Here is a 9,302-nt window from a genome sequence, read left to right as displayed (position 1 = left end):
GTAACCTCCAATTACCTGAAAGGCGTGGACACTCTGGATGGTGATTTTGGCGATTGAATAATCCAATCAGTCATATGGAGGAAAAAATAGATGAAAAATAAGTCTATATATATTTTATTGACTATCTTGATTTTTACAGTTTTTATTCTAATTTTCCTCAAAATAACCGACCTGAATGATGAAGAAGGGGATTTATTGATAGATCTAAAAGAATACATTGCTATGATATCCATCGATTATCCATTTATTAGGGGGGGGATTCCTGAGCTAGCCGATAAAACAGGAGAGGTTCTTCCTCTCTTATCTGACGATCAATTTGAAAATGCTCCACTTATAGAAAAGTACTATTTTATGGAAAATATGACGAATTACTTGCCTGAGAGTAAAGCAGGAAAAGGCTTACTCACCTTTAATGAAAGACATATATTTAACATCGTCATTATTAAAACTCCTGCTGGATATTATCAATTCTCCAGAACAAATCGCATGCTAACCATCCCTTCAGGACAATCCTTTGATGAAAAAGACTCCAAAACGCTTTTTCAAATTAAAAATAATATCTTAAGAGTAACGATGAATGAATCAAAGTTTGAAACCTTCTGGGGTTCTCCCATAAACACTGAACAGAAAGGTAATGAAGTTATTCGTTCTTACAACAATGATACGAAAGTAATATTTATAAATGACAAAGCTGTCTCTATCCTATTGAAGGGCATTGATACCTTAACGGGTATCCCACTGGCAGAAGCTAAAAGATAACTTTCTCTCCATAATAATGAAAGCTAGAATATTTGTTGGCTGGACAATTAATTAATAAACACAGGCTGACTTTCATGAAAGAGTTTTACCGTACATATAAAGCGCTATCATTAGTTGGATATTAAAGACGCTTTTCGAACTAATTAGAATATTATCCATTTATAATTATAAACTCTTCTTTTGCTGTATAATGTCGAAATTTGGGATAATCTATCAATTAATTAGGCATTATTTAATTATGTCGTAATTTTGACATATTCAAACGGAAAGCAGATTGTTTGGTTTAAAATTACACGTCCCTAAGCTCGACTCTTAAATTGCTCTTGCGGAATTAAATCTTCACTAGCTCCAGTAACATAAAACGATTTCTGCAAATTGCAGAATCTTTATAAAACCGTGATTGGCAACACAATCAAACCTACCGCGACAACTCCATCCATCCCACACGCACCACAAAAAGGCAGCCCATCGCGGGAAATGCCTCCTTCTATTACCACTTTTCCCAAGGGACATCACTTAAAAACGTTCGATACCACCGTCCAACTCAGGGTTTGTGTTGAACAACTCCCCCTTTCATTGAGGCCTGATTAATTTCCGCGGGAGTCGCGTGTGGAGCTGCAGCAACAGAACAATGAAAAGTCATATCCGTTCCATCGACTGTAGGTATTTGGGAAGGATCTGTGAAAAACGGTGGAGATTGCCCATCGTTCCTGTCATCCGGAACGACTGCACCGGCGCTCTCCAAATAGAGGATAAAAATAATTGCCATCATGATTAGTCCATATAATCTATGTTACTTCATTGTATCCGGCTCCCTTTCTTCAACAAGCTGTTTATACCAACTTTTCCTCTGATTGTAAATTATTCATTATTCCCGGTATAGTCCCACATTCCTACAAAAAAAACCGTCCGGAGTCCGGACGGTTGTTGTTTGATTCCTTATTTGTTTCACGGAAATTACAAGCTTTGGCTCCAGTCATGCACCATGCTGCCTTCCAGGAACTTCTCGCAATCCAGAGCGGCCATACAGCCGCTGCCTGCGGCAGTGATCGCCTGGCGGTAGCGGTGGTCCTGTACATCGCCGCAGGCGAACACGCCGGGGATGTTGGTTTCGGTGGTGCCCGGCTTCACCTTGATGTAGCCGGTCTCGTCGGTTTCGATCTGGCCGCCCAGGAATCCGGTGTTGGGAGTATGACCGATGGCAACGAAGATGCCGTCGGTTTCAATAACCTCCTCCTGTCCGGTGGCATTGTTCTTGACCTTAAGTCCTGTAACGCCTTTGTCGCCTGCCAGCACTTCCAGCGGCGTATTGTTCAGGCCCCAGCTAACCTTGGGGTTCTCGCGGGCACGGTCTTGCATAATCTTGGACGCCCGCAGCTCGTCGCGGCGGTGGACCAGCTTCACTTCCGTAGCGAAGCGGGTCAGGAAGTTGGCCTCCTCCATGGCGGAGTCGCCACCGCCCACTACGATAATCTTCTTCCCGCGGAAGAAGAAGCCGTCACAGGTGGCACAGGTGCTGACGCCGCGGCCCACATTCTCGCGCTCGCCGGCGATGCCCAGATATTTGGCAGAGGCGCCGGTGGAGATAATCACCGATTCGGCCTCCAGCGTTTCTCCGCCTTCCATTACGATCTTGAAGGGACGGGAGCCGAACTCTACACCCTTCACCCAGCCGGTTTTGAAGGTGGCACCGAAGCGCTGCGCCTGCTTGCGCATATTGTCCATCAGCTCCGGACCCATAATTCCCTCCGGAAACCCAGGGAAATTTTCGATCTCTGTGGTGGTGGTTAGCTGTCCGCCCGGCTCCGGTCCTTCAATCACCAGCGGGTTCATATTGGCCCGGGCCAGGTAGATGGCCGCCGTAAGGCCCGAAGGGCCGGTTCCGATAATAATGCTTTTGTACATTGCAGGTTCATCCTCCCTAAGGGTTTTGCCGTAAGCAAAACCGGCATCGTAAGCTTATACTTCCCTTATTGTTCCTCTGTCGTTGCTCCGGCTCCTGTGCTCCCGTCCGGCCGGGTTCCCTCATAGATGGCCTTCATCTTCTGACGGAGGCCGCAGGCATCGTCAATATGCTTTACACAGGTACGCGCTGCGCTGATGGAGATCTGGTAACGCGCCGCAATCTCCTCATAGGTGACAGACCGGCGGTGCATCTTGGCCGTCAGATATTCCAGCGCTGCCGCCCAGCTTTCCGGCTTCGCCATACGGGGTTTGGCCGGAAACACTCGGGATAAGTATTCCACCCAGAGCGTTTCCAAGTCATGCTGCTGCACAAGATCATACCGTTTGTTCATGCTGGAGAAGGCCAGATCCAGAACCGCAGTCCATTCCGCTTCCCAACCGGGAAGGGCGGGGGCGTAGGGCTGGGCGGGCTGCTCGGTAAGCTCACCCTCCAGCATAACCGTATACGGTCCGGACACCTTCATGGTCCGCAGCACAAACATGGCGACGCGCTTCAAGTAGTCATTTTCCAACGGGTCCAAAAGAAACTCTGTCAGCGCTTCCTTCACCTCATGATCCGCAATCAGCCCGAAGGCCTGGATCACCTGGAGCTTGGTCTCCATATCCCCGTGGCGCAGCGCCCAGAAGAAGGAGGACCGGACCAGCGGGTCCTTGCGGATGGTTTCCGGCAGTAGCTCCCCCTCCTCCTTCTCCATGGAGCGGAACTGCTCCTCGAAGGGAAGGTGGTAGTGGTAGCTCAAGAAGGGACGCGCCAGGCCTTGACCCTCGGGGGCATCACGCCGTTCCATCATCGTCAGATAGAAGGGCGGAATCTTGGAGGCCGGGTCCAGCCGCGCCGCTTGCTGCCAGTGCCGCTCCGCCTCCGCATACCGTCCGGTATTCACGCAGGCCACCGCAATGTAATGGAACAGAGAAGGATCCTCCTCCACGCCGCACAAGCCGCCTTTGGTCAGACGGCGGAACAGCTGGTAAGCAGCCTCATGCTCGCCGAGAATCCCCATGGTGGTAGCCAGCTTGAACACATGCTCCTGGTGGTAGGGGCAGGTTTTGCGCAGCAAAGCCGCCAGCCGCTCCAGCCGCTCCCGGTCACCCAGGTTCTGATAGAAGATAGCCAGATTGCACAGCGCGTGGAGATTGCCCTCCTCCTGATCCAGGACCTGGCTGATGGTCTCCATAGCCTTGGTGAAATGCCCCATATAATAGTAAGCCAGCGCCAAATTGTTCTTGGCTGCCAGAAACTCGGGATATTTCTTGATGACCCGCTTCAAAAGCTTCACCGCTTCGCCAAATTGTCCCTGCTCCAGCAGACTGCGGGCCTTATCATGCTCAAACAGCCCCTCACGGCTTTTGATAAAAGCCGGCTCCGAGGGACGCTCCAGCTCGTAGCTCAGGTACTCCATCATTTCCTCGGATTCCTGAACGAACTGGCCCTCCTCATCATTCTCCAGATAGTGGATAATGGCCTTTTCCGCCGCCTCGAAATCCTCCATATTGGCAAAATTATTGGCCATATAGAAGTAACATTCCGTCATGGTCGGATCAACCTCATCCACAATACGCTGCAGAATCTGATTGGATTCGCTATATTTCCCAATCTCGGACAGGATGCCCGCCAGATTGCAGTGATTCACAGGATTCTCCGGCTCATAATCAACCGCCCGCCGGAAATACTTAATCGCCTTATCGTATCGGTAACGGTCCAAGGAACGGACCGCTCTTTCGAAAAAGAACGTGGCATCCATATGCAGTGGGATGATTTTCTGGTTTCCTGGAGCCGCCACACACTTTTTCTTGCCCATTATAAGGCACCTCCGGATCTCGCAGTTCAATACGGGACATTGCCCGTTAAAATCAAGTATAGCCAAGTGCCATTTGGAAGTAAAGGCGAGTCTGCACAGGAGGATTCAGGAAAATCCCTTCCAGATCCCTCCAGAATCCGGAAGCCCAAAAAAAGCGCCCCCGGCTGAAAACCGCCGCAGGACGCTTTGCTGATTTTACCCTTTAGACCCCGCCGTATTTGAAAAGAGAGCTGATGGAGCCCCCGCTGGTATTAATGCGGATGGCATTGGAGAGCAGCCCCGCTACAGAAAGCACGTGGAAGCGGGAGGAATGCTCCTCGGGAATGGCAATGGAGTCGGTAATGACGACCTCCATAATATTCGGGTGGTCCAGACGCTCCAGAGCCGGTGGTGAAAATACCGGATGGGTGGCGCAGATCAGCACGTCGTTGGCTCCCCGCTCCTTCAGGCTCTCCACCACATTGACAATGGTTGTGCCCGTATCGATCAAATCCTCAATAATAATAGGGGTGTGCCCCTCCACCTCGCCGATGACGTGGGTAATCACCGATTGGTTATGCTCCGGGCGTTTTTTGATCATAATGGCAAACGGGGCATTCAATATATTCGCCAGATTCTCCGCTGTCGTAGCCCGTCCCGCATCAGGGGATACCACAATGGGATTCACAATATTTTTCTTGCGGATGTAATCGCTAATCAGATCCAAAGCCGTCAGATGATCCACCGGAATGTTGAAGAAACCCTGGATGGCGGGCGCATGGAGATCGATGGTAATGACCCTGTCGGCTCCTGCCGTAGTCAGTACATCCGCTACCATTTTCGCCGAAATGGGCTCCCGCGGTGCTGCCTTGCGTTCCTGTCTCGAGTAACCATAGTACGGAATCACCAGGTTGATTGTCCTTGCCGAAGCACGTTTGGCGGCATCCATCATAACCAGAAGCTCGACAAAGTGTTCGTTGATGGGCCGGGAAAAGGTTTGGACCAGGAACACATCGCAGTTGCGGATCGTTTCCTCGTACAAGCAATAATGCTCCCCGCTTTTGAAGCGGGACAGCTTGACCCGTCCGAGCGGACGACCCAGCTCTCCGCAGATCTTCGCCGCCAATTGCGGATTCGAAGAACCGGAGAAAATTTTCACGTTTTCGGAAATCATGGTTACCCTCCTGAGCTTTTTTGCCGATACGGCATGAACCTTCCGGGTGAAACGGCACTTCTATTATACATCCTTGAGAACGCTTTTGTTAGTCTCAAAAATGAACGTTTCCCTATGGCTTCCCATCACACGACGGCTAGTTGATCGGTAAAGAATATGTAACTTTGTTCGGAAATTGAACAAACTAACACCAATTTTTATAACCGCTTTGTTTTATAATAAGGTAGAAATCATGAGCCGGCCTTCCCCGGAGGGCTGTTGCAGGGAGGAACTGTTATGGCGACGTATCAAAATCCGATTTTGCCGGGTTTTTATCCGGACCCGTCCGTATGCCGGGTGGGAGAAGACTATTATCTTGTGACCTCCAGCTTTGAATATTTCCCGGGTGTTCCCGTGTTCCACAGCCGGGATCTGGTCCACTGGCGGCAGCTGGGCCATGTGCTGGACCGCCCCTCACAGCTGAATATGGACGGCATTCTGCCCTCCAAGGCGATCTGGGCCCCCACCATCCGTTACCATCAGGGAACCTTCTATATGATTACCACCTTTGTCGATAACCAAGGGGAGCAGCACAACTTCTATGTGACGGCGCAGGACCCGGCCGGACCCTGGTCTGATCCCATATGGCTGGAGGACGCACCCGGCATCGACCCGTCTCTTCTCTTCGACGATGATGGCAGGGTCTACTACACCGGCAACCGGGTTCCCCCGGAGGGACAGGTCCATGCCAAGAATATGGACATCTGGATTTCCGAGCTGGATGTGGCGACAGGCAAGCTGACCGGGGAAAAAAGGAGCCTCTGGCAGGGCGCCCTGAAGGTGGCCCATGCCCAGGAAAGCCCCCATCTGTACAAAATCGGCGGCTATTATTACCTCATGATCGCCGAGGGCGGAACCGGCTTCACCCATGCCGTGACCATTGCCCGGAGTGAGCATGTATATGGCCCCTATGAAGGCTATAAGGGCAACCCCATTCTGACCCACCGGCATCTGGGCCGGGAAGCGGCCATCGTGAATGTGGGGCATGCAGATATTTTCGATACTCAAGACGGCGACTGGTGGATGGTGTGTCTGGCCTCCCGCCCTTACGGCGGCTACTACCGCAATCTGGGCCGGGAAACCTTCCTGGTGCCGGTCAAATGGGAGGATGGCTGGCCGGTGGTCAATCCTGGCAAGGGGATCGTGGAAGCGGTGATGCCCGCTCCGAAGCTGCCGGCCCACCCGTTCCCGGCGGTATCCGGTTTTGACCCCTTCGACGGGGAACAGCTGGGGGATACCTGGAACTTCCTGCGCACTCCACGGGGTGATTTCTGGAGCCTGTCCGAACGTCCTGGCTATTTGCGGCTCCGGCTGAAGCCGGAAACGCTGGCGGATTACGCCAATCCCGCATTTGTTTGCCGCCGGCAGCAGCACATGAGCTTCAGCGCCCGCACCGTGATGGAGTTCGCTCCCCAAGCTGAGGGTGAAGCAGCGGGAATGGCATTGCTGCAGAATGCCCATTACCAGTTCCGTATGGTATACGGGATGTTCGGCGGGGAGCGCTCTCTCAGACTGATGGAACGCAGAGGCGGAGAGGATAAGCCGCTGGCTTCTGCAGCATTGGAAACGGAGCGCCTCTTCCTGAAGGTTGAGGCCCGGGGTCAGGCCTATTCCTTCTATTACAGCCTGGACGGAGCAGAGTGGCTGACCCTGTTTGCCGATGCGGACGGCACCATTCTCAGCACCGATGTGGCAGGGGGCTTCGTAGGGGCCTATCTGGGCCTGTACGCCACCTCCCACGGCCAATCAAGCAGTAATGCCGCGGACTTCGACTGGTTCGAATATTTGCCGCTTAACTAAAGGAGGATTTCCTTTGAATATACCAACCTATACCAACCCTATTCTGCCAGGCTTCCATCCGGACCCGTCTATTGTGCGGGTAGGCGAGGATTATTATTTAGCCAACTCCACCTTCCAATTCTTCCCCGGCATGGTACTGTCCCATTCCCGGGATTTGGTGAACTGGCGTTATATCGGACACGGCCTTACACGGAGTGAGGACCTTCCCCTCCGTGGACTTCCGGACTCCTTCGGCATTTGGGCTCCGGATATTTCCTATGTGGACGGGATGTTCTACCTGATGGCTACCCTCCGGCTGGCTGGAGCGGGCCGGGCCAATATTGTGGTCCGGTCGGAGCGCCCCGAGGGACCGTATTCCGCTCCCTCTGTACTAAACCATGAGGGGATTGATCCCTCCCACTTTGTGGATGCCGATGGCCGGCGCTACATGGTGTATGGCCGGGGCGGCGCCTGGCTGCTTCCTTTATCCGACGACAGCTTGTCGCCGGCGGGCGAAGCAGTGAAGCTGTGGGACGGAACCGGCCGGGCTTCCCCGGAGGGTCCCCATCTGCTGCGGAAGGACGGCTGGTATTATCTGATTCTCGCCGAAGGCGGCACGGAATACGGCCACTGCATCACAGTCGCCCGTTCCCGGGGGCTGCTGGGGCCGTATGAGGCCTGTCCGACGAATCCGGTGCACACACAGACCGACCCTGCCGCTGTTATCCAACGTGCCGGCCACGGCAAGCTGGTGGAGACCCAACATGGGGAATGGTGGATGGTCCATTTGGGCGGAAGACCCCTGCGGGGAGGCTTCTGCACCCTGGGCCGGGAAACCTATCTGGAGCCAGTCCAATGGACAGAGGACGGCTGGTTTACGGTGAACGGCGGCCAAGGGCCCAGCCTGGTGCAGCAGGCTCCCGCTTTACCCGAGACAGTGTGGGACGCGCCTCCTGCCCGGGATGAGTTCGAAGCGGCAGACCTTCCCCTTCATTGGTGCTTCGCCTGGAATCCCGTGGAGGAAAACTGGTCTCTTACGGAACGCCCCGGCTTCCTGCGCCTGTATACCGGTGATGCTGATCTGGACTCCACCGATGCGGAGAACGTCCTGGTGCGGCGGGAAACCGCCCACCGGTATACGGCCGGATTGAAGCTGGAGTTCACTCCGGGTGTAGCGGGGGAACAAGCGGGGTTAACCTGCTATTATGACTCCCGCTGCTTCATCAAGCTGGCACTGACGGCTGTAGACAGCGGTCTCGCGGTGAAGCTGACAGAGAACCGGGCACGCAGCCTGCGGGAGCTGGCCTCCCATCCGGTTCCTGCGGGAACCGGGACCCTGTACTTGCAGGTCCGGGTGGACGGGGAAACACGGAGCTTCTATTACAGCCTGGACGGGACGGAATGGCTGGAGGCTGGCACCGTAGAGGATGCCCGCTTCCTCAGCGATGAAGGCACCCAAGAGAAAAAAGCCTTCACCGGCGCCATGGTAGGCCTATTCGCCGTCAACGGCGGCTCCGGCCGGCGTATCCCCGCAGACTTCGACTGGTTCGAGTACCGCGCCGGAGATTGATCCGAGTCCCAGCCTAGAGCGTGTTTGTATACTTCGGGGGCCCTCATGCGGGTTGCAGAAAGGGCCTAAGGAAACGAAGGAAACTATCCGTTGAAATTTCCGGCGGTGGTTTCGTCTACTTCCAAAAGACAAATCCCGTATTTTGTCTTTCATACAGTGGACACTGGCATCAAAGCCTCTCCCACGGAAAAATGCTCAGCCAAACACAATATATAGAACTTATGTTCGATACAATAAC

General features: G+C 53.4%; 6 protein-coding genes. 3 read left to right on the top strand and 3 right to left on the bottom strand.

Annotation, left to right across the window (positions count from 1 at the left end; translation table 11 throughout):
- Window positions 1–90: 90 nt before the first annotated feature.
- On the top strand, window positions 91–759 hold the full coding sequence (locus ACI1P1_RS11780; protein WP_416216587.1) for a hypothetical protein: 669 nt from the start codon (window positions 91–93) through the stop codon (window positions 757–759).
- Window positions 760–1,716: 957 nt separating this feature from the next.
- Here ACI1P1_RS11780 and trxB read toward each other — a convergent pair.
- The 3 genes from trxB to ACI1P1_RS11765 all read right to left on the bottom strand — a co-directional run bounded on the left by trxB (window position 1,717) and on the right by ACI1P1_RS11765 (window position 5,676).
- On the bottom strand, window positions 1,717–2,664 hold the full coding sequence (gene trxB / locus ACI1P1_RS11775) for a thioredoxin-disulfide reductase (RefSeq protein ID WP_416216586.1): 948 nt from the start codon (window positions 2,662–2,664) through the stop codon (window positions 1,717–1,719).
- A gap of 65 nt (window positions 2,665–2,729) precedes the next feature.
- Window positions 2,730–4,523: a tetratricopeptide repeat protein gene (locus tag ACI1P1_RS11770; RefSeq protein WP_416216585.1), complete on the bottom strand. Its 1,794-nt coding sequence runs from the start codon at window positions 4,521–4,523 to the stop codon at window positions 2,730–2,732.
- A gap of 202 nt (window positions 4,524–4,725) precedes the next feature.
- A complete protein-coding gene (locus ACI1P1_RS11765) occupies window positions 4,726–5,676 on the bottom strand; it encodes a ribose-phosphate diphosphokinase (RefSeq protein ID WP_416216584.1) in 951 nt (316 codons plus the stop codon).
- Window positions 5,677–5,952: 276 nt separating this feature from the next.
- On the opposite strand from ACI1P1_RS11765, the gene ACI1P1_RS11760 reads away from it, so the two are divergent.
- Window positions 5,953–7,515, top strand: a complete 1,563-nt coding sequence (locus tag ACI1P1_RS11760; protein ID WP_416216583.1) for a glycoside hydrolase family 43 protein — start codon at window positions 5,953–5,955, stop codon at window positions 7,513–7,515.
- A 13-nt stretch (window positions 7,516–7,528) separates the two neighbouring features.
- Entirely contained in the window at window positions 7,529–9,064 is a 1,536-nt protein-coding gene (locus tag ACI1P1_RS11755; RefSeq protein WP_416216582.1) for a glycoside hydrolase family 43 protein, read from the top strand.
- The last annotated feature ends 238 nt before the right edge of the window (window positions 9,065–9,302 follow it).

Source organism: Paenibacillus mesotrionivorans, assembly GCF_046098205.1.
Lineage (GTDB): Bacteria > Bacillota > Bacilli > Paenibacillales > NBRC-103111 > Paenibacillus_AR > Paenibacillus_AR mesotrionivorans.
Note: the sequence above shows the minus strand (reverse complement) of the source record. Positions and strands in the feature narration are given on the sequence as shown.